This window comes from Streptomyces sp. NBC_01546, assembly GCF_045208355.1.
GTDB lineage: Bacteria > Actinomycetota > Actinomycetes > Streptomycetales > Streptomycetaceae > Streptomyces.
On sequence record NZ_CP109379.1, the window covers coordinates 458,584 to 484,881 of the forward strand.

Annotated in this window: 24 protein-coding genes and 2 pseudogenes; 13 read left to right on the forward strand and 13 right to left on the reverse strand. The window is 69.0% G+C overall.

Annotated features, from left to right (window positions below; translation table 11 throughout):
* Window positions 1-68: 68 nt before the first annotated feature.
* A pseudogene (locus OHA89_RS02410) lies at window positions 69-425 on the forward strand (glycoside hydrolase family 15 protein); the annotation flags it as partial.
* 173 nt (window positions 426-598) lie between these two features.
* Entirely contained in the window at window positions 599-1,111 is a 513-nt protein-coding gene (locus tag OHA89_RS02415; protein ID WP_266615802.1) for a hypothetical protein, read from the forward strand.
* A 118-nt stretch (window positions 1,112-1,229) separates the two neighbouring features.
* Here the strand turns inward: OHA89_RS02415 and OHA89_RS02420 are convergent, their stop codons facing one another.
* Entirely contained in the window at window positions 1,230-1,700 is a 471-nt protein-coding gene (locus OHA89_RS02420; RefSeq protein WP_266615701.1) for a DUF6069 family protein, read from the reverse strand.
* Between the two features lie 295 nt (window positions 1,701-1,995).
* On the opposite strand from OHA89_RS02420, the gene OHA89_RS02425 reads away from it, so the two are divergent.
* A complete protein-coding gene (locus tag OHA89_RS02425; protein WP_266615803.1) occupies window positions 1,996-3,495 on the forward strand; it encodes a lipase family protein in 1,500 nt (499 codons plus the stop codon).
* A 694-nt stretch (window positions 3,496-4,189) separates the two neighbouring features.
* On the opposite strand, the gene OHA89_RS02430 is transcribed toward OHA89_RS02425, so the two are convergent.
* On the reverse strand, window positions 4,190-4,399 hold the full coding sequence (locus OHA89_RS02430; protein ID WP_010221054.1) for a cold-shock protein: 210 nt from the start codon (window positions 4,397-4,399) through the stop codon (window positions 4,190-4,192).
* Between the two features lie 334 nt (window positions 4,400-4,733).
* On the opposite strand from OHA89_RS02430, the gene OHA89_RS02435 reads away from it, so the two are divergent.
* From OHA89_RS02435 to OHA89_RS02445, 3 genes are all read left to right on the forward strand, one after another.
* Window positions 4,734-5,486: a tRNA-dependent cyclodipeptide synthase gene (locus OHA89_RS02435; protein ID WP_406365065.1), complete on the forward strand. Its 753-nt coding sequence runs from the start codon at window positions 4,734-4,736 to the stop codon at window positions 5,484-5,486.
* A 414-nt stretch (window positions 5,487-5,900) separates the two neighbouring features.
* The gene (locus tag OHA89_RS02440) at window positions 5,901-6,365 is read left to right on the forward strand and encodes a hypothetical protein (protein ID WP_215149458.1); all 465 of its coding nucleotides are present in this window, start codon (window positions 5,901-5,903) and stop codon (window positions 6,363-6,365) included.
* A gap of 183 nt (window positions 6,366-6,548) precedes the next feature.
* Window positions 6,549-7,001: a hypothetical protein gene (locus tag OHA89_RS02445; RefSeq protein WP_266615805.1), complete on the forward strand. Its 453-nt coding sequence runs from the start codon at window positions 6,549-6,551 to the stop codon at window positions 6,999-7,001.
* A gap of 244 nt (window positions 7,002-7,245) precedes the next feature.
* Here OHA89_RS02445 and OHA89_RS02450 read toward each other — a convergent pair whose 3' ends face one another.
* The 6 genes from OHA89_RS02450 to OHA89_RS02475 all read right to left on the reverse strand — a co-directional run bounded on the left by OHA89_RS02450 (window position 7,246) and on the right by OHA89_RS02475 (window position 13,099).
* Window positions 7,246-7,632: a hypothetical protein gene (locus OHA89_RS02450; protein ID WP_266615806.1), complete on the reverse strand. Its 387-nt coding sequence runs from the start codon at window positions 7,630-7,632 to the stop codon at window positions 7,246-7,248.
* A gap of 11 nt (window positions 7,633-7,643) precedes the next feature.
* A complete protein-coding gene (locus OHA89_RS02455; protein ID WP_406365066.1) occupies window positions 7,644-8,996 on the reverse strand; it encodes a caspase family protein in 1,353 nt (450 codons plus the stop codon).
* The gene (locus OHA89_RS02460; protein ID WP_266615807.1) at window positions 8,989-9,321 is read right to left on the reverse strand and encodes an effector-associated constant component EACC1; all 333 of its coding nucleotides are present in this window, start codon (window positions 9,319-9,321) and stop codon (window positions 8,989-8,991) included. Before OHA89_RS02460 ends, OHA89_RS02455 begins: the two co-directional genes overlap by 8 nt.
* Before the next feature lie 992 nt (window positions 9,322-10,313).
* Window positions 10,314-10,733, reverse strand: a complete 420-nt coding sequence (locus OHA89_RS02465) for an SSI family serine proteinase inhibitor (RefSeq protein ID WP_215149463.1) — start codon at window positions 10,731-10,733, stop codon at window positions 10,314-10,316.
* Between the two features lie 609 nt (window positions 10,734-11,342).
* Window positions 11,343-11,468, reverse strand: coding sequence for a hypothetical protein (locus OHA89_RS02470; protein WP_406365067.1), 126 nt, complete (start codon window positions 11,466-11,468; stop codon window positions 11,343-11,345).
* Window positions 11,469-12,529: 1,061 nt separating this feature from the next.
* Window positions 12,530-13,099: a hypothetical protein gene (locus OHA89_RS02475; protein ID WP_406365068.1), complete on the reverse strand. Its 570-nt coding sequence runs from the start codon at window positions 13,097-13,099 to the stop codon at window positions 12,530-12,532.
* On the opposite strand from OHA89_RS02475, the pseudogene OHA89_RS02480 reads away from it, so the two are divergent.
* The 6 genes and pseudogenes from OHA89_RS02480 to OHA89_RS02505 form a co-directional block, all read left to right on the forward strand.
* Window positions 13,070-13,501: pseudogene (locus OHA89_RS02480) on the forward strand (pectate lyase); the annotation flags it as partial. The gene OHA89_RS02475 and the pseudogene OHA89_RS02480 sit on opposite strands and share 30 nt — an antisense overlap.
* Window positions 13,502-13,700: 199 nt before the next feature.
* Complete coding sequence (locus OHA89_RS02485) at window positions 13,701-14,498, forward strand: SGNH/GDSL hydrolase family protein (RefSeq protein WP_406368357.1); 798 nt, start codon at window positions 13,701-13,703, stop codon at window positions 14,496-14,498.
* Window positions 14,499-14,635: 137 nt separating this feature from the next.
* Window positions 14,636-15,193 carry a hypothetical protein gene (locus OHA89_RS02490; RefSeq protein WP_266615811.1) on the forward strand — a complete coding sequence of 186 codons (558 nt, stop codon included), beginning with the start codon at window positions 14,636-14,638 and terminating at the stop codon, window positions 15,191-15,193.
* Between the two features lie 157 nt (window positions 15,194-15,350).
* Window positions 15,351-15,935 (forward strand): TetR/AcrR family transcriptional regulator, encoded by a 585-nt coding sequence (locus OHA89_RS02495; protein WP_266615812.1) that lies wholly within the window; start codon window positions 15,351-15,353, stop codon window positions 15,933-15,935.
* 80 nt (window positions 15,936-16,015) lie between these two features.
* The gene (locus OHA89_RS02500) at window positions 16,016-17,377 is read left to right on the forward strand and encodes an MFS transporter (RefSeq protein ID WP_406365070.1); all 1,362 of its coding nucleotides are present in this window, start codon (window positions 16,016-16,018) and stop codon (window positions 17,375-17,377) included.
* A 25-nt stretch (window positions 17,378-17,402) separates the two neighbouring features.
* On the forward strand, window positions 17,403-18,161 hold the full coding sequence (locus tag OHA89_RS02505) for an SDR family NAD(P)-dependent oxidoreductase (RefSeq protein WP_406365071.1): 759 nt from the start codon (window positions 17,403-17,405) through the stop codon (window positions 18,159-18,161).
* An 86-nt stretch (window positions 18,162-18,247) separates the two neighbouring features.
* On the opposite strand, the gene OHA89_RS02510 is transcribed toward OHA89_RS02505, so the two are convergent.
* The 4 genes from OHA89_RS02510 to OHA89_RS02525 all read right to left on the reverse strand — a co-directional run bounded on the left by OHA89_RS02510 (window position 18,248) and on the right by OHA89_RS02525 (window position 24,739).
* The gene (locus OHA89_RS02510; RefSeq protein WP_215149470.1) at window positions 18,248-18,982 is read right to left on the reverse strand and encodes a DUF2071 domain-containing protein; all 735 of its coding nucleotides are present in this window, start codon (window positions 18,980-18,982) and stop codon (window positions 18,248-18,250) included.
* Window positions 18,979-19,311 (reverse strand): metalloregulator ArsR/SmtB family transcription factor, encoded by a 333-nt coding sequence (locus OHA89_RS02515; RefSeq protein ID WP_257552572.1) that lies wholly within the window; start codon window positions 19,309-19,311, stop codon window positions 18,979-18,981. Before OHA89_RS02515 ends, OHA89_RS02510 begins: the two co-directional genes overlap by 4 nt.
* Before the next feature lie 99 nt (window positions 19,312-19,410).
* Window positions 19,411-20,691: a cation:proton antiporter gene (locus OHA89_RS02520; RefSeq protein ID WP_266615815.1), complete on the reverse strand. Its 1,281-nt coding sequence runs from the start codon at window positions 20,689-20,691 to the stop codon at window positions 19,411-19,413.
* 271 nt (window positions 20,692-20,962) lie between these two features.
* Complete coding sequence (locus tag OHA89_RS02525) at window positions 20,963-24,739, reverse strand: hypothetical protein (protein WP_406365073.1); 3,777 nt, start codon at window positions 24,737-24,739, stop codon at window positions 20,963-20,965.
* A 147-nt stretch (window positions 24,740-24,886) separates the two neighbouring features.
* On the opposite strand from OHA89_RS02525, the gene OHA89_RS02530 reads away from it, so the two are divergent.
* Window positions 24,887-25,354: an RICIN domain-containing protein gene (locus OHA89_RS02530; RefSeq protein WP_257552575.1), complete on the forward strand. Its 468-nt coding sequence runs from the start codon at window positions 24,887-24,889 to the stop codon at window positions 25,352-25,354.
* Between the two features lie 337 nt (window positions 25,355-25,691).
* Here the strand turns inward: OHA89_RS02530 and aroQ are convergent, their stop codons facing one another.
* Window positions 25,692-26,297 (reverse strand): gamma subclass chorismate mutase AroQ, encoded by a 606-nt coding sequence (gene aroQ, locus OHA89_RS02535; RefSeq protein ID WP_406365074.1) that lies wholly within the window; start codon window positions 26,295-26,297, stop codon window positions 25,692-25,694.
* Between the last annotated feature and the right edge of the window lies 1 nt (window position 26,298).

A 26,298-nucleotide genomic window follows, 5' to 3' on the forward strand; every position in this document is an offset into this window, starting at 1 on the left:
ATTGAGGTCAAGCGTGTGATCACATGGCGATGTGAGATCCCTTCTTCCACCGGGCCGGGCACGGTGAGCGGGTCATCTCGCCCACCGACCCCAAGTGGCTCTCCACCCTGGACGCCCTCACCACGGACCTGGTCTCCGACTCCCTGGTCTACCGCTACGACCCGACCGCCAGCCCCGACGGCCTGTACGGCCCCGAGGGCACCTTCTCGATCTGCTCCTTCTGGTACGTGGAGGCACTGGCCCGCGCGGGCCGGCTGGAGGAGGCCCGGCTCGCCTTCGAGAAGGTGCTCACCTACGCCAACCACCTCGGTCTGTTCGCCGAGGAGATCGGCCCGACCGGCGAACAACTCGGCAACTTCCCCCAGGCCTTCACCCACCTCTCGCTGATCAGCGCCGCCTTCAACCTCGACCGCGCACTCGGCTGACGCGCCACGGCCGCCCGGACGCAACGCCCGACGCGCTACGGCCGTTGCCGCAGCTGTGCCGCAGCCGGCGGAGTCGCAGGGCGGGGCTGGTCGGGTCGTGCTCGTATGCGGAGACCCTCACTCGGCCGTTCCAGACACCATTCAGAGCTCGTGTCCGACGGGTCGCGGCAGGCGTGGGCGTCAACGAACGGTGCGGTGATGATGTGCGGGTGTTCCACGAAGATCTCAGCGAGTACGACTACCAGGACGAGGATGCGTTCACGGACAGGGAGTCGCGCTTCTACGCGCTCTGGTACCGCCCGGCGTACACCCGTCTGAACATCGGGTGGCTGGAAGCCGGCAAGCCGTACTCGACAGGGACGGTCCCCACGGCGTTCGTGGAGAAACTGAAGGCTGTTCAGGAGATCCAGTGGATGAACGTCTGCCTCGGGGTGCACGAGTGCGACCTGTGTCCTGAGGAAGAGGCTCCGGAAGGGAACGGAGAGGTACGGATCCCGGGCGGGCCCGGCATCGCCTATGCCGCTCCGTTCCTGATCACGCACTACGTCACCGCCCACGGCTACCGACCTCCGCAGGCCTTCATGGATGCCGTTCTCGCCGTCGATCTCGACGCGTGGGCCTCCACACGATGGCCCGACGTCCCCTTTCCCTGGGTTCCAGATGACGCGGAACGCATGCTGGAGTAGGGGCGAGCGAACCTCACGTGCTCAGCCAGAGCCGGGTCGAGGCGATGGTGACCGTCCCGCTGGGCATCGTGATGCAGCGGACTCATTCCCCACGGCCTTCGTACTGATAGAGGCAAGCTCAATGGTGGCGGCGGTGGAGCTTCAGGGTGGTGACGACCGCCACGCCGAGGGTGATGTGCATGAGGGCCAGGGCCACGACGGTGCCGCCGTCGGCGCCGGACGACAGCGGGCCGGCAACCGACAACAGCGCCAGGCCACCGCCCACGTACTGCCCGATCCGCAGGAAGACGGGCTTCCACAGGGCCATCAAAAGGGCAGCGCCCGTCCCGACGACCAGCGGGACGACCGAGGCACCGATGACGCCCCCGACCGTGATCGGGTGCTCTGCGCCGCCGTCGACGACGACCAGCGAGGCACCGGCCAGCGTCGCGACGGCAAGAACGATCAGATTGACCACGGCCGCGCCGACCGCGCCGGTGACCAGCACCATCCACCAGCCGAGGCCGGAACGGCGGACCGAGGGCACGGCGGGCACGGCGGGTACAGCGGGTACAGCGGGGCCGGAGTTTGGAACGGCATTGCTCGACATGAGACTTCCTCCAACGTGTGAAGTGCTGCGCTGCGCCGCCCTAAGGCCAGCGGCATACGAAGAAGCCTCCAACCTGAACCTCACTTGAGGTCAAGCCCTCCCCCGGCTCTCCCGGCCCTGCAAGGTCAGACCATGAAGAACAGCTTGGAACCTGTCCGCCGAACAGGAACAACCCCAGAAGCTGCTGGCCCGATCGCGTGAACCCGGGACCCGCTTCCCGTCGGGACCCCACGGCGAAAAGTACGTTGGACGCGAACCCGCTCCGGCCGGACCGGGCGATCCCAGAGGAGCGAGCATGGCGACCGACGCGAGCCAGCCAACCGTCCCGCAGGTGACCATGACGCTCTCTGCGATCGCGGCGACCGCCGCCACCCCGCGCCCCTCGGGCGAGACCCTCGCGGAACAGAGCGCCCGGATCATCCTCGGCATCAACCAGCAACTGGCCGACACCTCGCTCGCGACCCAGGGCACCTGGGTCCTCTCCTGGCTCGGGGTGAGTCCGGGCAACGCCAACATGGCTTACCTCGCCAGGAACACCGACGGTTCCAACTCGTTCGCCGTGGTGATCCGCGGCACCGTCGGCAGTGTGACCGATCTGCTGGAGGACCTCGACGTCGGCACGGTAGTCCCGTTCAACCTCGTCGGGATGCCGTCCTCGGTCTCGGTCTCCAAGGGAGCGATGAAGGCGTTCACCCAGGTCGTCACCATGAGCACGGCGGGTGTCACGCTGGCGCAGGCGCTCAACACAGCCCTGAGCCAGGCGCAGCCGAACCCGACGGTCTACGTGACCGGCCACAGCCTGGGCGGCTGTATCGCGACCATGGTCGCCCCTTACCTCCAGACGCTCACCTGGCCCAGGGGGAAGCCGAACTTCGAGCTGCACACCTTCGCTGCCCCCACCGCCGGCGGAGCGGACTTCGCCGCCTACGTCGACTCCCTGGACTGGCAGGCGAACGAGCGCCACTTCAACATCAACGACATGGTGCCGCAGGCCTGGAACAACCTCGAGGTGACCAAGCAGTGGTACCTCACACCGGGCCCGGCAGCGGACGACGACGTCAAAGCAGTCATCTCGGCGCTCGTCGCCCTCCCCGGTCCCAACGTCTACGTCCAGCCAGGCAAGGACGACCCGCTGAACGACAGCTACGACCCCGTCGACCCGAACCTGGTGAAGGCGTCGCTCCAGGACTTCATGGGCCAGGTGGCCTTCCAGCACGCCAACTCCACCTATCTGGGCCTCCTCGGCGCGCCTGACGTGCAGTCAGGTCCGGTGGTGACCGTCGTGACCCCCGTCGGCACGGCCGGCGCCCCTGTCGAGATCGTCGGCAGCGGGTTCGGCGAGGGTGTCATGGTCGATTTCGGCACGGTGCCGATCTCCAAGGAGTACGTCCTCCGCGACGACGTGATCGTCGTCTGGGCACCCGAGGGCGTCGGCGTGGTCGACATCCGGGCCACCAACAATCTGGGCACCTCCCCGGCCGTCCCGCGCGGCCAGTTCTCCTACGGCGGCCCCGCCGCCGTGGTGGCCACTGGCATCAGCCCGGACACGGGCCGGGCCGGCGACCAAGTCCAGATCAACGGCGTCAACTTCGCCTCGGACTGCCAGGTCTACTTCGGCGACAACCTCGCCGAGCTCGTCGACTACGCCCCTGAGCAGCTGCTCGTCAATGCACCCAAGCCAACCATCGGCGTCGGCAAGTCCGCGACCGTCAACGTCACCGTCCTCTCGAACGGCTACTCGTCCCCCGCGACCCCGGCGGACGAGTTCACCTACCTGGAGTGGCACCGGCCCTGATCCGGTTCCTGACCCCTACGGCGATATCCGTGGGAGAACCTCACGGCCGGCCTTCGCCGCCACGGTCCCACGACCAGCCTGCCAGCACGCGCGCGACGTGGTGGAGACCGCCCGTACGGTCCAGCAACAGAGGCGGTGCCGCCCTCCGAGCACGGGCCAGGTCTACCCTCGGCAGGCCCCCAATCGGCGCGGCTGCCCCGACCTAGTACTCCAGCCGTGGATCGTGATCATGGTGATGAGGGTCGTCAGCTGGCCACAGCCACAGCCGGGATGCCCGGGTGGGTTACCGGAGATGCGCCCTGGCCGTTCCTCGTGTGGACTCCCAGCAGAGAGCGCGGACCTGCGATCCGTGCCTAACGGAGGAACACGCTATGGCGGCGTCGCAGCTCCGGGTTGATGGACGGGCGGCGATGACGCGACCAGCGTGCGCCGACCGTCGATGTGCCGCTGCCGACCGTGCCGCAGCGTTCTCGCGCCTGAAGCCTGAGGGGTTCCGGACCGAGCCCTGCGTTGCTGGGGTGGCCAAGCAACCACTCCCTGGCCTGGAGTAGGCCGCCTCGCTGGCGCAGCTGTCACGCATGAACGGTCGGGCCAGCCGCGGCGCCAGGAGGACACCGGACCGTTGTGACTCGCGGCAGCCGGCCATTCTGGCGAGCTGCCGCGCACAGTCACAGGTAGCGGTTCGGGTGGAGGGTCAGATGACCTCGACTTCCTCGGCCTGCATGCCCTTCTGCCCCCGGGTGGCGATGAACGAGACCGCCTGCCCCTCCTTGAGGGACTTGAACCCGTCCGCCTTGATGGCCTTGAAATGCACGAAGAGATCGTCGCCGGACTGCGGCGTGATGAAGCCGAAACCCTTCTCGTCGTTGAACCACTTCACGGTTCCGGTCTGCCGATTGCTCATGTCCACCCCAAGGGAGTCGTGGCGGCCTCGTGCCACCGATCCGATCTTGGCCCGTCGTGACCGGATCCACACAGGATGCCGCTTGGAGCGAACACCGCACATCCGTGGCAAGCCGCTTTCGGAGTGAGCGAAGCCGTGCGGGCCGCCACCCGGTGTGGGTGCGGCCGCCCCTCAGCGGGATGACCGCACTCGGCCCTGCTGCGGTACGGGGTGTCGCATCGGGTCAGCGGGCTCTTCGTACGTGACCTGGAGGGTGAAGGAACGTTTCTGCGCCAGATGTCATCAAACAGAGCAACTTCCCCTACCAGACCACTACTTCAGACGAAAGGCTCCGGTGGACAACCAAACTGTTCCCTCTGCCCCTACCCCCTCCTCCACGCACCCGGAGGGAAGACGCCGAACTCGCTACAGGACCGCGATCCACTCGGTCTCTCCCGCAGCCCACCGGAACACTTTCGAAGACCACGAGGCGTGCTTCCTCGGCGTCAGCCTGGACAACAGCAGTTTCACCCCGGCCAAGTTCGACAGCATGCTCAAGTGGGTCTCCCGCCACTTCAGCCGCTGCACCGTGCTGATCGGCGACAGCATCCACCGGCTCACCTTGGCCTCGACCCGCGGCATGAACCCCGACCAGGCTCTTGAGCACGCACTCGATCTGGGCCGGCAGTTCATCCACGCCCAACAACCGGTCCTGGATTCCTACCGTGCGGTGACCGACTTCACCGTCGTCACGTGCAGCCAGGTCCAGGAGACCGAGGAGTACGCGGAGTTCCACTACGAACTGCGCACACTGTTCGCCAAAGACGACGCCTTCCGCGCTTCGGTGGAAGCCTTCGGGCGCGCCTACCATGCCAAACACTCCCCCACGGTCAGTGCCGCGGAACGCCAGCAGCGCATCGATACGTCCAGCGCCTACTTCCTCGAAGAGTTCGCCGTCTTCTGCTACCTCACACGCCGCGACCTGCCCGTCATGGTCTACCCCGGACAGTTCGTCACCCTCGCCGAAATCGCCGCCGGCCTCCACCCCCAAGCACCGGACGAACTCCGCGATCTGACCCTCGTCTCCCTACGCGTCCAAGGCCGATAGCGTCCCCTCCCTCACCCCTGGCGAGCCAGGCAAAGCGCTGCGAATCCCGGCCCAGCGGAATGCGGTGGTGAGCGTGACGGTCGTGGGCGTCCCCACGGGGACGGCGGCCTCGGTGACCGTGGCCGTCGTCCCCCCGGCCGGCCCACCGGATAACCGTCGAGGTGCAGTTCGGCTACCGTCCCGACAGCGCACGCAACATCCTGGGGTGCCGGGAACGGTGTCACCGGGCGCAAACGGCATCCCCAGGAGGCGAAACGCCGCAAGCAGCGTCGTCCCAACCCGGTGGAACGCTGCAGGTGGTGGCCCTGAAAACGTCCCACTGTCCCGGATCCGGCGCTGGTCCTCGCCCGCTGCCCTCGGCCGATGGGACGTTCACCCCGACCCACTCGAAGTTCTGTGCCAGGGAGGCCGAAAATGAATTTGACCCGTGTCCGCCGCCGGATCGTCAATACGGTGGCGGCTTCCGCACTCGCCGCCGGAGCACTGCTCGGTGCGGCACCCACCGCGAGCGCCGGCGAGGCGTGCGACGGCGGCTGCTCCCAGACCTACAACGACACGGGGCTCAGCATGCTGGTCGCCCGCAACTGGTGCTGGGGGTACTGGGACGGGTGGCAGCGCTCGGGGGACGATGCGGTCCGCCAGTGCAACAGCGACGACAAGTACTCCTTGCTGTCCCCCTGGACGCGCACGCCCGGCACCGTGGACTGGGACACGTTCCGGGTCGACGGGGGCTGGTGCTACCGGATGTACTTCTACAACGACTGGACCGGGCGGAAGTCCTACTACACGCTCGACAGGACCGGAACAGACGGTCTCTGGGTCAAGGTGGCCAACAACGAGTCCGCGCACATCTATTCCCAAACGTACGGCCACTGCTGAACCGCCCCGCACCCAGAGCTGGCACCTCATTGGCCACCCTGCGCGGTTGACCGTTGCAGCCCTCTCCTCGCGCCGTTCCTCGATGCAATCATTGCGGGTGTGAGCTCCCCCGACGCGACACCCAACGCTGGCCTGGTGCATATCCGTTGGCGTGCCCGGGAGGCGCCCCACGGAGACTTCATCATGTTCTCCGACGGATCCCTGTCGGTAATGAGACTCGAGCGGCTCTCACCCGCAGGCCAGCGCCATGACACGCGGGCCGAGAACTGGCAGTGGTGGGAGGTCCTACGGGCCACCGCGTGGACCCCCAGCGACTGGATGAACGTCGATACGATGTTTGCCTCATGCACTTACGCCGGAAGCCGTGCCCTGGCAGGTGAATCCTCGGACCATGGCAGTATCGGCTGGGTCGCCCTGACTCGGGACGATGACCACAACACCTTGGAATGGATCGCAGTCTCCTGCTCGTCCAATCCGTTCACCGAAGTCACCTTGGACGCAACCACGGTGACCGCCACCAGCACCCTGGGCCGCATCTGGGCCTTCCCCAGAAACACCCCTCAGCAGGTGGAGATCACCGAGGACCCGGCCCATCCCTGGCCCTTGCCATCTCAGACAGGCGGTCCCGCCGGCTAACCGGGGTGCGGTTCGCGGCGGGTGAGAAGACCGTGGTGGGCGCGAAGGACTTGTGGGTGAGCCTGAGGTTGGTGGAACGCCGGCGCCGGGCCTGGCGCGAGGAGGGCATGGGAGGGCCTGCACACGGTCGGACCGGCCAACGCACCGACCGTCGCCGATGCCCAGTGCGCCCTGCTCGACTGCTCGACTGCTCGACTGCTCGACCCTATGTATAGGCCCGGCAGGCTGGCTTGCTCATGGGCGGTTACCCGCGGGGATCTGAGAACATCCGGACTAGGTACTGGGCGAATTCCTTCATGCCAACTGTGGCCCGACGGACCTCGAATTCCACGAACTCCTCCGCATCGGCATAGGCTTCGTCCCTCGTCGGCAGATATGCCATGCCGAAGTACCGGACCATGGCCTGCTGTTCATCCTCGGTGAGCGTCCCCCACTCGCCGCGGGCACCGCCGCACGCCGTTGAAACCGCGGCCAGGCATGCGACAAAGGAGCGCATCTCACTTCCGTTCCACTCCTCCCTCATCCACCGGTCGAAGTTCTTGTCGAAACGAGCGCGTTCCCGCCGCGTCACCGTACGCCTCACCATTTTTGCCACGATGGCGAGCTGCTCGTCCGCGTACCTGTTGGTCATGCCGATCCCTTCTACCGCCTGTTTCCGGTCGGGTGGTTTGAACGTGGGGCCCCCTTGAAGCCGGCCGAGCGGGTCAGCGGGCCGAGCCCGCGTGACAGCCTGTCCCGCAGACCGTCCAGCGCCGTCCTCGCGCCTTGGTGTCCGCCGCGGGCGGCCGTCTCGTACCACTTCATCGCCTCGGAGGTGTCCCCCAGCCGGTCCTCGTACAGGAGACCGAGCCAAAACGCTCCGAACACGCTGCCATGGTCGGCGGCTTTCCTGTACCAGTACATTGCCGCTTCGATGTCCCCGTCGGAGTTCTCGCCGAAGAGTTCTCCTTGGAGCCTTGCCCGTGTTCTGCCTTCAACAACGAGGCCGAGGCGGGCCATCGCATCGGGCTGTCCCAGATCGGCGGCCGTACGGTACAGCGACTCGATTTCTGCGAGTCTCTTCGCACCGCCCGAACCTTCTTCCAGGGCGAGGGCGGCGACGTACATTTCGTCGGCGTCCGGGCGGAGTGCGGAACTGTCAGCCGGTGCACCGGTGGGCACGGGGGGTTCGACCGTCGGCCCGGATGGTGTCCGTCGGGCCGGTCCGGGCAGGCTGGACCGCTGTGAGGATTCGAATTGCGGGTGGGCGCGGTTCCGGGCGAAGACGAATTCGGCTGCGTGGTCGCTGAAGCGGCTGCGGGGCGGGGGTTTGCCGTCGCGGACCAGCGCGTGGGCGGCATCCTGGAAGATCGGGCCGAGGGCGAGGCCGGCCGGTCCGCCCGGGACACCGTGTTCTATGAGGTCGGCCAGGTACTTGGTGAAGTAGGTCTGGGGCTGTGGGCTCTCCGTCGTGTTCTCGAACCAAGCGGTGCTGAACTCGCCAGTGGCCATCAGAAGGCAGAATCCCGGGGAGCGGGGCATGTCGTCCGTTCCGGCGAGCCTGCCGTCCTGACTGGCGGCCAGGCCGGCGAAGCAGCAGTCCAGTATCGCGATCTTCGTGGCCGCTTTGCTGGCGCGGAAGGCCTGGCGCACGGCGTCGAAGGTCAGGCTGGTGGTTGTCCGTAAGACCGGATCCGGGCTGGAGTCGCCCAACGCGAGGCAGAGCCTGTCGTCATTGTCGTACTGGCCGTGGCCGACGTAGTAGAACAAGGCGACGTCCACTGCGTCGCGCAATCCCAGCACGAGCTCGTGTGGCAGTTCACCGAGCCTGGCCCGGTTCCCGACGAAGGACACCCGCTCCTCGGGCCAGGTGCCGCACAGCGGCCCGGTCAGCAAGGCCCGCATCCGCTGGAGGCTGCGCTCCGCTGCGGGTACTGGTCGCAGATGGCGGTAGTCCCAGGTGCCCATCAGGACAGCCCGTGACCGCGAGAAGTCACGGTCCAAGGCGTCAGGCATCCAGCGCCTTCTCCACGATGGGCATCGCCTCGTCGATGTTCTGGGCGGTGACGGTCACCGTCTTCCCGGCCGTCTTCACCGTGACCGTGACGCTGGAACGGCGTGAGCGGATGAACTCCGGGAGGGTTCTGACGGCCACAGCGAGCGCCCCGCTGCCGACGGCCGTCACCTGCAGGACGTCCCAGACACCCAGTTCCCCCTCCCCGGGGATGCCTGGAGCCTGGTCGACGTCCACGCCGGGGATCAGCCGCAGATGTTCGCGCAGCGAACGCAGCTCGCCCGGGTCCGACACGGACACCTCGGCAAGAAGTGAAACTTCCCCCACCGGCCTGCCCCCTCACTTCTTCACCAGATGACGTACCGGACCGGACCGTTACCGCCTCAACCACGATCCGGGCCAGCTGGCATACCGTCAACTCTTTCTAGAAAAGAATCTAGAAACAGTGTCCTGCGCTGTCCGCGACGCAGAGCAACAGGATCACCCGCGGGCTGCCGTTCCCCGTTTGCCGCCCTCGCCCCGGTTGTCCCGGGCCAGGACGCGGTCCTGCTGGCGGGGGTGAGGCAGGACGGACCGCGGGAGTGGGGCGGGCTGCGGTGGTGACTGAGGTTTTCGGGTTGTCGTCGGATGGTGAGTCCGCGAGCTGGCCAACTTTGTCGCCGGGCTCTCGGCCAGGGCTGGGGAAACGATCCTGGCCACCGAGTGGTTCGCCTGCCACGAGCTCGGCCCCGCAAGCGGGGAGGCGCCCCCCTAAGCCGGGCAGTCCCGGACCAATTGGTCCGGGACTGCCCGCCCCCTGCGCTTGCGCCATCTACTGCGGGCCGCCCTCGGCGTTGCCACCCCGACGGTGCCTGCCGTAACCAGCCTCGTCCGGGTGGCTGGCCAGCCGGACAGCTTCCCAGGCCGCGTCTGCGCCCAGGCCCGGCCCGGACTCCGCCATGAGGCGTCTGGCCCGCCAGGACGTACGCGGAGTGAGAACCCACCGGGCAAAGGACAATCCGAGGCCGACCGTGGTGCGATCAGCCGGCCGTTTCGCATGCCGGCCGCGGGTATTCGGGGCGCGCTCATCCGGAGGTGGTGATGTCTCTGCCACGTCGCGAGTGTCACGCAAGAGCCTTCCGGAGTCGGCCGAAGCACGGGAAGACCACCGGATTGAGTGAGCGCACCGCGGAGCTCCCTGCCGATCGGCAGATGCGGAGCGACGTACCGCCATTCCTCGTCCGTCAACTGCACGCGCGTCCTGTGGCAGTTCGCGCGTCCGCCCCCGCCCGGGGAGGAGCGGGGGCGGACGCGCAGGGCGGACGACCCAGGAGGAGCGGTCAGAACGCGAAGACGGTGTTTCCGTTGAAGGTCGCGGACATGGTGCACGCGTTGGAGAAGGTGTGCTTCCAGGAGATGCGGCTGCCCTGCCAGACGCCGTCTGCGGTGACGGTGACGGGGGCGTAGTGCATCGGGCAGGCGCGGTTCGAGTCCGGGGCGGCCAGGAGCTCGTCGAGGGTGCCGGCGGTGGCGGCGAGGGCCGCACAGGCGGCCTTGGGGTCGGGATGCGTTCCCTGGGCGGTCGGCGCGCAGCTGAGGGTCGACGCCCGCACGACGGTGTCCGCGTACTCGCCCTGGGCGACGGTCAGGACCACGGCGGAGGGGGCGTACAGGCTGGCGGGCTGCGCCTCCGCGAGGCCGGTGGCGCCGGCCAGGGTCAGGAGGGTGGCAGTGGAGACAGCAGCGATGCGGTGACGCACGACGGAACTCACTTTCAATTCGAAGGGAAGAGGCAGCAGTTGGCTGCGATATACCGACTGGACACCGCCGAGTCTGTCGGGTGTGAAGGGTGCATGCACATCGAACGCCGATTTACAGACATCTCGTTCGATTATCGGCGACCGAATGGTCGTTCAGGCAGCTCGGACCGCGTGCGCGCCCTTCGTGATCACGCACAAACGGACGGTGACAGTCGGCGGAACAGCCGTACGTGGGGCGTTGACCTGCTGTTGGCTGCGCGCGGTTCATCGAACGTCTATCCAGGCTGACCGGATAGTGCCGGTGCCTCCCGGTGCCTCCCGGGGGACGCGGGTGGTCAAGGGTGGCCTTGCTCGTGTGGCGTTGGCAGGCCGAGAAGCAGGATGCGTCGTCGCCGCCGCTGCCGCACGCTCGCGGGCGGCGCCGGTACCGATCTGCCGCTGCTGTGTTGGGGCTTCAGGTACGGCATGGCCGGTGCGGGGAAGGCGAAGGCGTGAGCGACGACCGGCAGCACCGGGGAACTGCTCGATCGTCCGCCCGTGCTTCAGGGCGCCAATGCCCCTTCGCCTTCCCTGTCAAGTCCAGCCTGTTGATCCGACGTTGGAGTCAGGTCAGGGCTTGTGGATCTGCTGGACTTGGTAGTACTTGGCGGTGCACGGCGCGACCCAGTCCTTTCCGTCGTGACGGGAGAAGTAGGGCTCGGCGAGGGATCCGATGGGCATCGCCTCGTAGGTCACGCTGCCGGCTCCTTCGGTGACCTCGTCGCGGATACGGGCGTCTTGGGCGTCCCAGCGCAGTGCCCGGGTGACTGTCTGAGAGGTGAGTTGCTGGGCGGCGAGGATCAGGGCGGCCAGGGCAGCGAGAGTGAAGGTGCCCGCCAGGAGGGCTGCTGCCCGAGGGAGACGTGGCTTGTCGGGCGTGTGTGCGCGTTGTCCGGCCCAGTGGCCGAGGAGTGCCCCGTACAGGGTGAGGGTGGCCAGGTACGGGATGAGGAAACTGGTCCAGGTGCGGGCGTAGGTCCAGCCGTTGCCGCCGTATCCCAGACGCAGGCCGTGAGCGACGGCGAGGGACGACAGGATGAGGACGGGGATCGGGAGGATCAGCAGGAGCCGTGCCGCTGGCTGCGGGAGGCCACGCCGGCGGATGACGGGTGGCTGCGGTTGACTGGAGGTGAGGGTGAGCGCGAGGCCGAGGAGTACGCCCGCGGCAGCGGCGCCGAGGTAGGCCCACTGGCTGAGGACGGTGTCCCAGATGTGGACCCAGTCGCGTGCCAGGCGCCGTGCGCTGAATTCTCGTGGTGGGCGCTGTGCGCGGCGCCACGCGGCGCCGGGCGAGGTTGGTGATCCGCCCGTTCTGTGTCGGGTAGAAGTCGGACGTCACACCCAGGACGCCCATGTCCCGGGTCTCCCACGCCATGCACCACTCATCGGAGGTGGGCCGCAGGAAGGTCCCCAGGAAGCCGGCGATGCCCAGAAGCCCGCCGGCCGCTGCCGTCAGAACCCCACCGGTTCCGCGCAACAGCCCGGCGCCGGCGCTCTTGCCCGGCGGCCCGGCAGGGCCGGGTCCGGTGCCGGCGGCGCTGGTTTGGCCGGCCGGCCCCGCGATCGGCTTCCTTGCCTGCACGGGTAGTACCGCCCGCTCAGGCAGGTCCCGTGTCCGGCTCCGTTCGGCACGGTTCCGCGCGTCAGAGGTTGTCACGGGTTGTGAACGGGTTACGGCCGACCAGGGGAACGGTCCGGTGATGTGCCGTGGTCGTTCGCATGACTCTCGCTCGATCCGTTTCCACACACCGTACGGCTCACGCGCTCCGCAGGGCGGCGACGAGGGCCCGCAAGCGCTCGAGGCCCGCAAGCGGGACCAGGCCCAGGTGGTAGAGGTGTGCCTCGCCGAGGCCCGCGGCCACGTGGCGGGCGGCCAGCGCGGCGAGGCCCTCCTCGTCCGCGGGCAGGGTCTCGGGACGGAAGTAGCCGCCGACGGCGGTGGCGGGTGGCGCCAGATCGCGGAGGGCGGCAACCGGACCTCCGCCGGACGCGGGCCCGGACCCGGGCCCGGACCCTGACCCGGCCGCCCAGCAGTTGGCGACCACCGAGTCGATGCCCTCGGCCACCCTCGGCCCGAGGGGCGCGAAGGCCCCGGTGGCCCAGGGGGACGCGGAGCCGTGCACGGTGATGCGGATGCCGGGCGCGGCGGTACGCGCGGTGGCGATCCGGCGCGTGTGCAGAGCGGATGCGGACGCGTCGGCGCACTCGCGCAGCACGGCGGCCGTCTGTGCCCCGGCGGCGTCCTCGGGGCTCTTCGGCGGCTGCGCCGGCCCGAGGGCCGTACGGACTTGAGCCGCGACCGCGGCAAGCTGCGTACCACCCTCCACCACAATCTCTTCGAGAACGTCGTCGAGAGGGCGCCGCGGGTCCGCTTCGGCAAGGTCGACGCGTACAACAACCACTTGGTGGTGCCCGGTTCGGCATACTCCTACAGCTTGGGCATCGGAATCGAGTCCCAGCTCGTCGCGGAGAAGAACGCCTTCACGCTCGCCGATGGCGTCCAGGCCGGAGAGATCCTCAAGAAGTGGAAGGACGCCCCGGTCACCACTGCGTGCAACTTCGTCAACGGCAGGCAGGTCGACCTCCTCGCGGCCCACAACGCCCAGTTCCCCGGCGAGATCCTGCGCGCCGACGCGGGGTGGACGCCGACGCTGCGCACGCGGGTCGACGTGCCGCAGGCCGTGCCCGCCCTCGTCGACCACCGCGCGGGCGCGGGCCGACTGCGCTGACCTTCCGCCCGCCGCTCTCACCCCCCTTCCGCAGCGAAGACGCTCCCCCCTGCCCTCGCACCACCCACGAGCCTCAGCAGTGCAGAAAGAAGCATTCTGCTGCACACGCCTATCGCGAGGGCGTCGATGACTGCTAGAAGAGTGACGCTTCGACAACTCCTGATCCCCACAAAGCCGCAAGGAGTTCTTTGTCATGCACATGCATAAATTGAGATGGGTCGTGCCCTCGTTACTGACCCTGGTCGCCGCGACCCTCGGGCTCACCCAGCCCGCCTCCGCCGCCACGGCAGCAGGGGAGCGCTACGTCGCTCTCGGTGACTCCTACTCCTCAGGGGTGGGCGCCGGAAGCTACCTGTCCGACAGCGGCAGCTGCCAGCGCAGCAGCAAGGCCTACCCGTCCCTGTGGGCAGCAGCCAGCGCCCCGGCATCCTTCTCCTTCACCGCCTGCTCGGGAGCGACGACCAGCACCGTCAAGAGCAGCCAGCTGACCCCGCTCAACAGCTCCACCACGCTCGTCAGCGTCACCGCCGGCGGCAACGACGTCGGATTCGCGAACGTCATGCAGACCTGCGTCCTGCAGAGCGAGTCGACCTGCGTCAACGCGGTGAACAACGCCATCGCACAGGTCAACAACACCCTCCCAGGCAGCCTTTCGTCCCTCTACGGCACCATCCGCAGCAAGGCGCCGCAGGCTCATGTCGTCGTGCTCGGCTACCCGCGCTTCTACCAGCTGAACGGCAGTTGCATCGCCGGCCTGAGCGAAACCGAGCGGGCTGCGATCAACCGGGGCAGCGACGCCCTCAACGGCATGCTCGCGAAGCAGGCCGCCAACGCGGGATTCTCGTACTCCAGCGTCGTGGACGAGTTCACCAGCCACGAGATCTGCTCGGGCGACGCCTGGCTGCACAGCGTCTCGGTGCCCGTCTCCAACAGCTACCACCCCACGGCCACGGGCCACGCCAGCGGATACCTGCCGGCCTTCCGCTCCGCCGTCTGATCCCCCCAGGCTCCCCAGACTGCATCCCCGGGGTCTTCCGCGCCCGAGGGTCGACGCGGGTAGACCCAGCGGCTCTCCGTTCAGCACCTCCGCACCCATCCGCCGAATCCGCCGAATCCGCACCAGGAGGAAAGCTCATGACGTCATCCCAGGCCGGCGACACGGCCACAAGCAGCACACGACGAAACAGACTCCGCTCCGTCCTCACCGTCCTCACCCTCGTCCTCGGCGCGCTCTTCGCCCCCGGCGTCGGCGTCCTCGGCGGCGCCGGTGAGGCCCACGCGGCCACCAAGATCAGCCACTCCACCGCGACCTCGATGTTCCGCAACTCCGCCATCACCTGGTCCTCGTCCGGCGGCTGCTCGGACCGCAACAACCCGACCTGCACGTCCTTCGAGCAGCTCAACCTCGCCACCGCGCAAGGCGCCCAGACCCTCAAGAGCGCCAGCGGCTGCGCCCTGAACATCACCGGCGGCACCGAGACCGGCCACGCCGGCGGCACCTACTCGCACTGGAACGGCTACAAGCTCGACTTCAGCAAGTACACCTGTCTCGGGAACTACATCAAGAACACGTTCAGCTACATCGGCTTGCGCGGCGACGGCGCCCCGCAGTGGAAGTCCGGGGCCGGCAACGTCTACGCCGACGAGGGCAACCACTGGGACGTGACCTTCTACAACTGCGGCGGCTGCTGAGCCGGAGCCGGCTGCATAGAGGGTGTGTGCTCTGCCCGGACCTCCGGTTCGGGCAGAGCACACAGAGCAGCAAGGACCCTTCACCCGGCGGCAATCACCGGCTTCGGTGGTGCGCAATTATTGACCGAACGTTCTAGATATCTCTATGATCTTCAACGTGGCCAGGACCAAGGAATTCGATCCGGACGCCGCGCTGCAGTCAGCCCTCGAGCTGTTCTGGCGGCGCGGCTACGAGGCGACGTCGCTCACGGATCTCGTCGAGCACCTGGGCATCGGCCGCGCCAGTATCTACGCGACCTTCGGCAGCAAGCACGAGTTGTACCTGAAGGCCTTGGACCGGTACGCCGAGACGCACAATCCGCCGCTCCTCTCGGAGCTGTCCCAGCCGGGACCCGCACTGCCCGCGGTACGGGCGATGGTGCGGCGCTTCGCCGCGGAGGCCGCTTCCCCTGGGACCCGACTGAACGGCTGCTTCGTCACCAACACGGCGGCCGAGTTGGCCCCGCACGACGATGCGGCGGCTCGCCGGGTCGAGACCAGCTGGGAGCACGTCGAAACCCTGCTGCACTCTGCGCTCACACGGGCCCGGGCCCAGGGCGAGCTGCCCGAGCACCGCGATCCACGCGCGCTGGCCCGCATGCTGCTGGTCCTGCTACAGGGCGTACGGATCGTCGGCAAGGCGTCGACCGATCCCGCCCGGGTGCGGGACGCGGCCGAGCAGGCGCTGACCCTGCTGGACTGACCGAATCGCACACACGGGAGCCGCCCGGGCTCCCTTCTTCATGCCCAAATATTGGACCGATCAGTCAAGAATGGAGGGAAATGAAATCGGGGGAAAAGACCGCCACAGACGCCGCCCCGGTCGCCACCACGCGGCACCAGTACGCCTTCGCCCTGCTCGGCGGCGTCCAGACCGTGCTGATCTTCACGCTCGCCGCGATCAACGTGCCGCTGCCGCGCATCGGGCGTGAATTCGACGTGCCACGCGCCGACTTGATCCTGCTCAGCGCCGCCTACGGACTGACCTTCGCCGGGCTGCTGCTCTTCGGTGGACGCCTCGCCGACCGCTACGGTGGGCGGCGCGCCCTCACTGCAGGCCTCGCCCTCTTCGCCGGCGCCTCGGCCGCTGCCCCGCTCGCCCCCGGCATCGGGGCTCTACTGGCGGCGCGCTTCGTACAGGGTGCGGGGGCGGCTCTGGTCGCACCGGCCGCCATGGCGGTACTGCGCGCCGCCTTACCCTCTTCAGCCGCGTACGGCAGGGCGATGGCCACCTGGGGCGGGCTGTCAGTGCTCGGCGCGACTGCGGGCAATCTCCTGTCCGGCGTCATCTCGTCCCTGCTGTCCTGGCGTTGGACCTTCGCCGTACCACTCGCGATGGCCCTCGCGGCCCTCGCACTCACGCCCCGGCTACTGCCGGACACCGCCCCAAACCGGGGCAGAACCCTCGACCTGCCGGGTGCTCTGCTCGCCACCGCCGGAATCACCCTCGCCAGTTACGGGCTCGTCGTCACCGACGCCCAACCCTGGTCCTCGGCCGGCGTGGTCGTGCCGCTGGTCGGCGGGACCGCGCTGCTGGCCGCGTTCTGGTACACCGAGCGCCGGGCCCCCGACCCGCTGCTGCCACCCGGCTTCCTGCTCGACCGCCGGCGGGCCCTCGCCCTCACTGCCATCGCGATGAGCGCCTGCGGAACCGCTATGACCTTCGTGGTTCTCTCGCTCCACCTCCAGCAGGCGCGCAACTGGTCACAGTTGCAGACTTCGGCCGCCTTCGTGCCGTTCGCCGTCACACTGATCGCCTCGGGCCGCGCGGCAGGTCCGCTCATCGGCCGGTACGGTGCCCGAGCCGTCACGGCCGCCGGGCTCGCCACGGGCGCGGCCGGGCTCGCCGTCCTCGCGTTCACCGGGCTTGATGCGCACACCGGGTACGCGTATGGACTGCTGCCGGGCCTCGTGCTGCTGCCGGCCGGCACCGCGGCCTCCTTCGCGGGAGCCGCCGTGCTCGCCACCGAAGGTGTACCGCAACAGCAGGCCGGGCTCGCGGGTGGCGTGCTGAACACCGCGATGGAGTTCGGCCCGACCGTCCTCTTCACCGTCCTGCTCACGCTCGGCAGCGACGCCTCGTCCCTGGCCGCGACCGGGGCCGCCCTCGCCGTCGTCGCCCTCCTGAACCACCGCACCAAGTAGTCCATCACTCAAGGGAGTCACCGAAATGAACCGCTTCACCGGCAAGACCGTCCTCGTCACCGGCGCGGGCTCCGGCCTCGGCCGCGCGATCGCGCTCGCCTTCGCAGCCGAAGGAGCATCCGTGGTCGCCGCGGGACGCACCGCGGCCACCCTGGACGAGACGGTCGGCCTCATCGAGACCGCCGGCGGCACGGCCGCCGCCGTCACAGCCGATGTCACCGACTCCGGCCAGCTCCAGAACCTCGTACGCGAGAGCGTCACCCGCTTCGGCGCACTCGACATCGCGGTCAACAACGCCGGGATACTCCGCGGCACCGTACCCGTCGGCGAGGTGAGCGAGGAGGACTGGGACGCGGTGCTGCGGACCAATGTCACCGGCGTCTGGCTGGCGATGAAGCACGAGATCGCCCACATGAAGGCGAACGGCGGCGGCACCATCGTCAACATCTCCTCCAACCTGGGCGCACACATGCGGATCCCGAACGCCGCCGCATACATCACCTCAAAGGCAGCGGTCTCCGCCCTGACCCGCGCCGCCGCTCTCGACCACATCCACCAGGGCATCCGCATCAACGCGGTCAGCCCGGGCGCCTCCGCCGCTCCCATGTCGCTGCGGGCCGGCGAGACCGAGGCCGACCGTGCCGAGCGCGTGAAGACGGAGAACCCGCTCGGCCGGGTAGCGGAGGCCGGGGAAGTGGCGGCCGCAGTGCTCTACCTCGCCTCGCCCGAAGCCGGCGCAGTGGTCGGCACCGACCTGGTGGTCGACAGCGGGTCATCGGCCTGACGGTTCTCAGGCGGGGCCACGTGCGCGCTCATCAGCCATCCGACGGGCGCACGCTCTCGGCGTCCCGAGGTCTCCATCCCGGCGAGTCAAGCACCTCGGTCGGCGGCCATGGTCGGGAGCGGCCACCAACTGGCGGGGACGTTGCGCATGACCAGGGCGCAGTCCAGCGTTGCGCTCCCTGGCGGGAACCGGTCCAGGTCGTCGAAGAAGGACGACGCGGCGGAGCGAACCCGGCCGGCTTCCACGTGCCAGGCGTCGGTGTGCAGTTCCATGCCGTCCAGGTGGCGGCCGGACCTGGTGGCCGAGTACCCCTTCGCCCCGCCTTGAAAGAAGCGGGAAGCCTCGGCGAGATCGGCGAAGAGCTCGCTGCCCCGCAGCTCGTCGGACGGCTCGACGGTGACGTCCACCCGGGTGTCGCCGTCCCGCGTCGCGAAGGCAACACGCACCTGGTCGGGTGTCTCGTGCACCTCGAAATCGGCGCGGCCGTGTTCGCCGGGGAAGACGCGGCCTCCGGCCCAGACGTTGAGCCGCGAGGCGGTATCGCGACGCGGGATGTAGACGCCGGTCTCGACGCCGTCCGGTCCGTCCCATTCGACGGCGATCCGATGCGCCGCGTTCTCGCTCCGCAGCCCGAACGCCCTGGGGGCCCCGACCGGCCGGACACTTCCCAGCCGCAGCAGGCAGATGCCCGCGACCGCATGGCCGTGCACCAGTTGCGGGCGCAGCGGCTCGGGAAGCAGTCGTGCTGCGGCGTCCGGGGCGACTCGGTAGTTCACCAGCAACCGTCGTTCAACGACGCTGGACAGGCGCGGTTGCCTCATGATCCCTCACTCTGCGCCCCGGGGCGCCATTTGGTGTGGCGCAGGACGATCTGCTCGGGGCAGACGGCGCTGAGAAACCGACCGATGCAGGTCGCGAGGCGATCCTCGGCCAGTGTGTAGAGGATCCGGTTGCCGTCCCGGCGCTCGGTGACCAGTCCCGCTCCCTTGAGCACGCCGAGATGCCGTGAAATGGACGGCGCGCTGATCGCGAACCTGCTCGCGATCTCACCTGCCGCCAGCTCCACACCTCTGAGGTCCTCAAGGATCTGGCGCCTCGTCGGATCAGCGAGCGCACGAAAGGCCCCTGCCTCGTCCTGGGTTTCTGTCATGTTAGATGTTTAGCACATTAGCTAAACATCTAACATGGGTTCGGGGTCGTCACCGGTCGGTGACGACCCCGCTCCGGGCACTCCTGAGCCAGCCGACGTCTAGACGCTCGTGCGTACCGCTTCTGCCGTGCGATCGGACGCCGCGGATGCCGCGGATGCCTTGGGCAGGTCGTCGGCCGTCGGCCGGCCGAGCAGCCAGCTCAGCAGCGGGCCCGCCATCGCGGTCGTGACCACGGCCATGACGACCATGAGCGAGTAGAGGCTCTGGTCGAGGAAGCCCAGTTGCAGACCCACGTTGAGGACGATGAGCTCGGTCAGGCCGCGGGTGTTCATCAGCGCGGCGAGCGCAGCCGACTGCCGCACCGGCATCCGGTTCAGCCGGGCGGCGGCGAACGCGCCCGTGAACTTGCCGCCGACGGCCACCAGGAGGATCAGCGCCAGGACGCCCAGCCCGCCCATGTCCAGACCCGAGAGGTCGACCTTGAGGCCGGCGACGAGGAAGAACACCGGGAGCAGCAGCGTGCCGTTCATCTCCCCGAGGCGGTCGTGCACCTCGGAGCGGAGCCGCTCGGTACCGGTGCGCGGGAGGACCACGCCGAAGAGGAACGCGCCGAAGATGTAGTGCAGACCCACCCACTCGGTGACGGCAGCGGACAGCAGCAGCCCCGCGACGACGCACGCGAACACGGTCGGGGTGAGCCGGAGTGCGGGCCGGCGGGCCGCGTAGCGCTTCAGCAGGGGCCGCAGGACAAAGAGCATGCCCAGCAGGTACGGGATGGCGAGCAGGATGCGCCACTGGTCCGAGCCGGCCGAGCCGGTCATGGCGACCACGCCGGCGAGCACCGTCCACGCGAGCACGTCGTCGATGGAGGCGCAGGCCAGAGCCACCACGCCCAGCGGGGTACGCGTCATCTTCCGGTCGGTGAGGATGCGGGCCAGCACCGGGAACGCCGTGATCGACATGGCGATGCCCATGAACAGCATGAACGCGGTCTGGTCGCCAGTGCCGTACTCGTCCATCAGGTAGAGCGCCAGGACCATGCCGAGGCCGAAGGGCACCAGGATGGAGCTGAACGAGACGGTGGCGGCAAGGCTGCCGCTGCCGCGTATCAGCTTGGCGTCCCATTCCAGGCCGATGATGAACATGAAGACCGCGACGCCGACCGCGGCCAGAGCGCCCAGCAGGGGCCGGATGGATACGGGGAAGAGGGAGTCGGAGATCGCCCCGTGAAACAGGGTCGGTCCCAGAGCGATGCCGGCAAGGACCTCACCGATTACCGCCGGCTGGCCGAGTCGCCGGGCCAGCGCGCCGAGTACGCGTGCCAGGATCACGATGGCGGCGAGGCCGAGGAGGAGTGACGTGGTCTGATGCGTGGTCATATGGTCCGTTTCCGTAAGTCCGGGTCTGTCCTGTGACCCCGTGTGGGCAGCGCGGGCGGGTGGTCAGGTGCCCGGTGACCGCGTCGGGCGATCATCGGGTTCCGGTCGAGGTACCTGAAGGGGGCAGCAGTTTCACGGGGCTGCGCGACGACTGTGCCCCCTCACGAAAGAGTCGTGGTGCAGTACCGCCGGAGGTTCGGGCAGGACGGCAGCGTCGACTGCTACGGCAGGTGAGCCGGCTTTCAGGATGTCGTGCTCGGGATGGGTGGTGTCATGCGGCGGGGCAGGGTGGGTTGAAGTCGACCGCCGTGAAGTGCAGTGCCCATTGGGCTCTGGTGATCCGGGGGTACGCGCTGTCGCAGATGCGGGCGGCGACCCTGTCCAGGCCGGTGTCCCACAGCCGGATCGTGAAGTCGTTGCCTCCGGTGGCCAGAGTGTTGCCGTCCGGGCTGAATGCCACGGCCGGTACGGGGTTCGAGTGGCCTGTGAGGACAGCGGGAGCGGCCGCACCGCTCACGTCCCACAGCAGGGCCTTGCTGTCCCCGGCGCCGGCCGCCAGCCGGCGGCCGTCCGCGTCGAAGATCAGCGTGTAGAGCCAGGAGCCGGACGCCGGTAGGTACGTCACCTTCCCTCGCCGGCCGATGTCGTTGACGTCAATCAGCCAGACCGTCTTGTCCGTTCGGTGGAAGGCGGCCAGTCTCCGGTTGTCGGGGCTGAACACGCCGCCGGTCAGAGGGTCGGACCGGAACGGGGACGGCAGTTCCCGGGGGCTGCGCGGATCGCTGATGTCCCAGAACCGCAGCGAACCGGACTCGCCCGTGCTCGTCACCAGCGTGCGGCCGTCCGGCCGGAACGAGGCCATCGTGACGTGCGGCCCGTCCTCGGCGATCCGGCTCAGGGGCCGGGGATGGCCGGGATCGGTCAGGTCCCACAGCCCGGCCGTACCTTGTGCCCAGACGGCCAGCAGGTGGCCGCCCGGGCCGAAGCCGGCGCCGCCGACTTCGCCGGCATCGGGGGTGAAGACCGATGCCAGCCGCGGCATGCGTGGATCGGTCACGTCCCAGACGCGGACGGTGGCGTCCTCGCTCGCGGTGACGAGGGTGCGTCCGTCCGGACTGAACGCCACGGACCGGACGAACTTGGTGTGCCCGTGCAGGACCGACAGCGGCCACAGGGCCCGGCCGCCGGTGACCTGCCACAGCCGTGCGGTGCCGTCCCAGCTGGCGCTGGCGAGCAGGTGGCCGCCGGGGCCGAACGCCAGGGACGTGACCACGTCGTCGTGGGTCGCGAGCGACAGATCCCGCAGGTCCAGGAGCCGGTCGGAGTTGGCGAGCATGCGGCCGTCCGGGCTGAACGCGGCTTGGTAGAAACCACCCTGAACCATGCTGACCCGCTTCGGCTTCGCCGGGGCGGCGACATCCCAGAACAGGGTGGACCCGCCCACCGAGACGAGCGTGCTGCCGTCCGGACTGAATGCCACCGACCAGACGATCGCAGGATGGCCCAGCAGGACGGCCGGTGGCTGCGTTCGCGGGCTGCTGGAGATGTCCCAGACCCGTGCGGTGCGGTCCCAGCTCCCGGTCGCCACGGTCCGGCCGTCAGGGCTGAAGGCGGCCGAGACAACCGTGTCCGTGTGTCCGCGCAGAACCTCGAGGAGGAGCGGATTCGCGGGGTCGATGACATCCCACAGTCTGGCCGTGGTGTCGCCGGTCGTCGCCAGCGTGCGGCCGTCCGGGCTGAACGTCACCGAGGTGACCGTGCCGGTGTGGCCCGGCAAGCTGGCCAGCAGCCGCGGGTGGCGGGGATCGTTCACGTTCCACAGCCGCGCCGCGCCGTCGGTGTGGCCGGTGGCCATGACGCCGCCGGGCCGGTACGCCACCCACGTCGGCGCGGACCGCTGATCGGGCAGCGTGCTCAGCTCGGCGGGCGCACGCCGGTTCGCCACGTCCCACAGCCGCACCGATCGTTCGCTCGCCGTGGCCAGGACGCGGCCGCCCTCCCCGAACGCCACCGACATCAGCCGCTCCGGCTGGTTCAAGACGGCCAGCTGTACAGGGTGGTGGGCATCCCCGATGTCCCACAGCCGGACCGTGCGGTCCCAGCTCGCGGTGGCCAGGACCGTGCCCTTCGGGTCGAAGGAGATCGAGACCACGTCGGAGGTGTGGCCGGTGAGCCGGCTCGAGTACGGCGTCGCGAACGCGCTCATGAGCTGGTCGCGGACGTCGCCGGTGGCTGCCAGACGGTACGCGGCCAGGTTCAGCTGCGCGGAGAGCGCGGGGTCTTGCTGCCGCACCTCGGCCGCGTCCGCGGCGGCCTTCCGCGCAATGGCCACGTTGCGCTGCTGAATGGCCGAGTCGCGCGAGTCGACGGCCAGGCCGCCGGCGGTCGCCGCGATGACCACCAGCACGGTGAGCAGCGTGACCAGCTGCCGCAGGCGGACCGTCCGTCGCCTGACCGCCGCCATCTCGCCGGCCTGCGCTTCCTGGCTCGCGCCGAGGAAGCGCCGTTCCTTGGAGGTCAGCCGGCTGCCGTCCGCGGCGGCCAGGTCCAGCGCCGCGGCCAGGCGGGCACCCCGGTACAAGGCGTGCGGGTCGCGGTCCTGCACCTCCCAGTCGGCGGTCGCTTCGGTGAGCTGCCGGTGCAAGAGCAGCCGGTCCCGGTCCTCGGTCAGCCAGCCGCGCAGCCTCGGCCAGCACCGGATGATCGCCTCGTGGGTGATCTCGACGCACCCCTCGTCCAGCGTCACCAGCCGTTGCCGGGCAAGGGATTCGAGTACGTGGGTGGTGTCGGGGTTCGGGTCCAGCTCGTTCCTGGTGATCCGGCGCCTGGTGTCCTCGGTACCGTCGCCCAGCGCGGTCAGCCGTAGGAACAGCGACCTGGCGAGGTCTTGCTGCACCGGCGACAGCGCCCGGTAGGCGGCCTCAGCGGTGTGTGCGAGCGCGTGCTGGATGCCGCCGGCCGCCAGATACCCGTCCAGTGTCAGGCGGCTGCCGCTGCGGCGGCGCCAGGTCTCGGCCATCGCGTGCGAGACCAGTGGCAACGCACCTGGCTGCCCGGTCGCGTCCGCGACCACGGCCGCCAGCAGCGGGCCGGTCACCGTGCAGTCGGCGAGCACGGCCGGCCGGGTGATGGCCTCGCGCAGCTCCTGGCTGCTCATCGGACCTACCGCGATCTGCGCGTCGCGCATCGCCTCGACCAGCCGGGGATCCTGGACGCAGTGGCCGTAGAAGTCGGCGCGCACGCCGAGTACCACCCGGGTCCGGCTGGTCGTCGCCGTGGTGGCGGCGATCAGCATGGTGATGAACGCGTCTCGTTCGTCGCGGTCCCTGCAGAGGGTGAAGACCTCCTCGAACTGGTCGGCCACGATCAGCGCGTCAACGTCCGGTGAGCGGTCGATCACGGCTTGCCGGATCCGCAGGTGCAGCGCCACCGGATCGTCCCGCAGCTCGGTCATCAGCGCGCCGGGAGTCTCTCCCGTCACCGCGGCCAGGCGGATCGCGCACTCCTCCACAGGATGCGGGCCCGGCGTGAACAGCATCACCGGCCACCCAGTTGCCCGCGCGCGGGCGACGAGCCCCGCCCGCAGCAACGAGGACTTCCCTGATCCGGACGGCCCGAACACCGCCAGGAACCGGCGGTCACTCACCTTCGCGAGCACCTCGCCGGTCAGCCGCTCGCGCCCGAAGAAGCGGTCGGCGTCTTCCGGTTGGAACGCCGACAGCCCCGCGTACGGTGTGCTCTGCCGGCTGGTTTCCCCGGGCTCATCACCTTGTGCGCTCGCGGCGATCTCGGCGGCGACCGCATGCCATCGGGCTTCCCATTCGCGGCGGTCACCCTGGCACGCCTCGACATACGCGAGCGTGACACCAAGGCTCGGAAACCTGTGCCCGCCCGCGGCGTCCGACAGTGTCGTGGACGAATAGTGGGCCCTTTTGGCCAGTGCCCGATAAGCCGGCCGTCCCGCCGCCTCGCGGAGTTTGCGAAGGTCGGCCGCGAACCGGGTCAGTGGACCGGTGTCCAGGTCGAGCGGGCGTTCGGGGCGTGGCATGACCTTCCTTTCTGCGCCGTTCCGCAGCCGTGATGGGTGGTGGATGTCCAGCTGTTGATGTCCGGAATCCACGTTCCGGCGCCGGACATCAACCGGCGGCTAGACATGGGCCAGCGCAACCGCGCAACGGCGATACGAAGGAGAGTCATGAGGTCTGTGCGACGACTGATGCTGCTGGCGGCGGTCACTGGACTGCTGGCAGGCGGTACCTTGACGGGCGCGCCCGCGTTCGCCGCGGCACCGCTGCTCAAGTCCAACCTGAACGGAAGGTGCGCCGACATCTTCATGTTCCATCAGGAGAACGGCGCCTCCACCGTGACGTGGGACTGCCACGGCGGCACCAACCAGCAGTGGTACTGGGACGGTGAGCAGATCCGCTCGAGCATGAACGGAAAGTGTCTGGAGATCTACGGCCCCCATCTGGGTGACCAGGGCTCGGTGAGCATGTGGGACTGCAACGGCGGTCTCCACCAGAAGTGGTACCGGAACGGCAACGAGATCCGTAACCGGGTCAACGGAAAGTGCCTCGACATCCTGGCCGGCCGGCCTGACATCGGCCAGCTCCTGGTGAGCTGGAGCTGCAACGGCGCGCAGAGCCAGAGCTGGAACTTCTGAACGCCGGCCCGGCCCGGCACACCGCGTGCCGGGCCGGGTCTCATTCCTGCTCACGGCGAGGCTGCTGAGGATGTCGGCTCGCTCCATGCGAGGAAGGTAGCGGTGGGCGCGAGGACAGAAATCCGGGGTCAGGGGCGCAGTGTCATCCCAACAGGACAAGCCGCGATCATGTTCAGCAGGATGGACAGCACCGTAGGTTGACCCGTTGTTCGATGTCCGGTCGATCTTCGTGGATCAGCCCGTCTTGTGCGGTGCGTCGCGAGGCCGGGAAAGACCGCGTGCTCGGTCTGCACACTGCGCTCCGGCGATGAGAGGGATGCAGAAGGCGGGACCGGATTCAGCCTGCCCGGCACACCGAAGGCAGGGCCCTCAGCAACCCGGTCTCGTGCAGGGGGCTCAACCGAAGCCGCCCGGCCACCGTCCGTTCGACCGAGACGAGCCGGACCACGCAGCGGGCTCCGTCGCGCACCGGGTCGGTCGCGGACAGCTCCGCGAGGAGCCGGTGGTTGACACTGTCGATCAACGGCCGGATCTCGGCGAGCGTCGGTCGGTGCTCGGGCGGCCGCGCGGTGCCACGGTCCCAGGCCCGGAAGAGCTCCCGCTGGACCAGCTTGCTCGCCTCGATCTGGTCCTTGAAGACCGCCGTCGCCTCCGCCGGATCCAGGCCGAGTCCGCGCGCCTCCTCGGCCATGGCGTCCAGAACCTGCTTTTCCCGGGAGGGATCGTCGATCGGCGATTCGGTCCCGTACTTGGCCGCGGCAACCTGGTCCGCGAGCAGCACGCGCTCGGCGGCCAGCCCGACCAGCGGCGCCAGCACCGGCCCAGCCGGCGCCACCAACGCGTCGCGCGGCTGGGCCTGCGCCGGGCTGGCACCGGCGCCGAACACGGCGGCAACGGTGACGGTGACGACGGAACACACGGCGATACGGATGCGATGGGTCATC

Excerpts from the sequence above, each read along its gene's own strand:
- OHA89_RS02455 (WP_406365066.1), bottom strand. The coding sequence starts at position 8,996 with ATGCCTGACGCCTTGGACCGTGACTTCTCGCGGTCACGGGCTGTCCTG.
- aroQ (WP_406365074.1), bottom strand. The coding sequence starts at position 26,297 with ATGACCCATCGCATCCGTATCGCCGTGTGTTCCGTCGTCACCGTCACC.
- OHA89_RS02450 (WP_266615806.1), bottom strand. The coding sequence starts at position 7,632 with ATGACCAACAGGTACGCGGACGAGCAGCTCGCCATCGTGGCAAAAATG.
- OHA89_RS02510 (WP_215149470.1), bottom strand. The coding sequence starts at position 18,982 with ATGAGGCAACCGCGCCTGTCCAGCGTCGTTGAACGACGGTTGCTGGTG.
- OHA89_RS02445 (WP_266615805.1), top strand. The coding sequence starts at position 6,549 with ATGTTCTCCGACGGATCCCTGTCGGTAATGAGACTCGAGCGGCTCTCA.
- OHA89_RS02505 (WP_406365071.1), top strand. The coding sequence starts at position 17,403 with ATGAACCGCTTCACCGGCAAGACCGTCCTCGTCACCGGCGCGGGCTCC.
- OHA89_RS02500 (WP_406365070.1), top strand. The coding sequence starts at position 16,016 with ATGAAATCGGGGGAAAAGACCGCCACAGACGCCGCCCCGGTCGCCACC.
- OHA89_RS02525 (WP_406365073.1), bottom strand. The coding sequence starts at position 24,739 with ATGCCACGCCCCGAACGCCCGCTCGACCTGGACACCGGTCCACTGACC.
- OHA89_RS02515 (WP_257552572.1), bottom strand. The coding sequence starts at position 19,311 with ATGACAGAAACCCAGGACGAGGCAGGGGCCTTTCGTGCGCTCGCTGAT.
- OHA89_RS02485 (WP_406368357.1), top strand. The coding sequence starts at position 13,701 with ATGCATAAATTGAGATGGGTCGTGCCCTCGTTACTGACCCTGGTCGCC.
- OHA89_RS02440 (WP_215149458.1), top strand. The coding sequence starts at position 5,901 with ATGAATTTGACCCGTGTCCGCCGCCGGATCGTCAATACGGTGGCGGCT.
- OHA89_RS02530 (WP_257552575.1), top strand. The coding sequence starts at position 24,887 with ATGAGGTCTGTGCGACGACTGATGCTGCTGGCGGCGGTCACTGGACTG.
- OHA89_RS02520 (WP_266615815.1), bottom strand. The coding sequence starts at position 20,691 with ATGACCACGCATCAGACCACGTCACTCCTCCTCGGCCTCGCCGCCATC.
- OHA89_RS02425 (WP_266615803.1), top strand. The coding sequence starts at position 1,996 with ATGGCGACCGACGCGAGCCAGCCAACCGTCCCGCAGGTGACCATGACG.
- OHA89_RS02430 (WP_010221054.1), bottom strand. The coding sequence starts at position 4,399 with ATGAGCAATCGGCAGACCGGAACCGTGAAGTGGTTCAACGACGAGAAG.
- OHA89_RS02490 (WP_266615811.1), top strand. The coding sequence starts at position 14,636 with ATGACGTCATCCCAGGCCGGCGACACGGCCACAAGCAGCACACGACGA.
- OHA89_RS02420 (WP_266615701.1), bottom strand. The coding sequence starts at position 1,700 with ATGTCGAGCAATGCCGTTCCAAACTCCGGCCCCGCTGTACCCGCTGTA.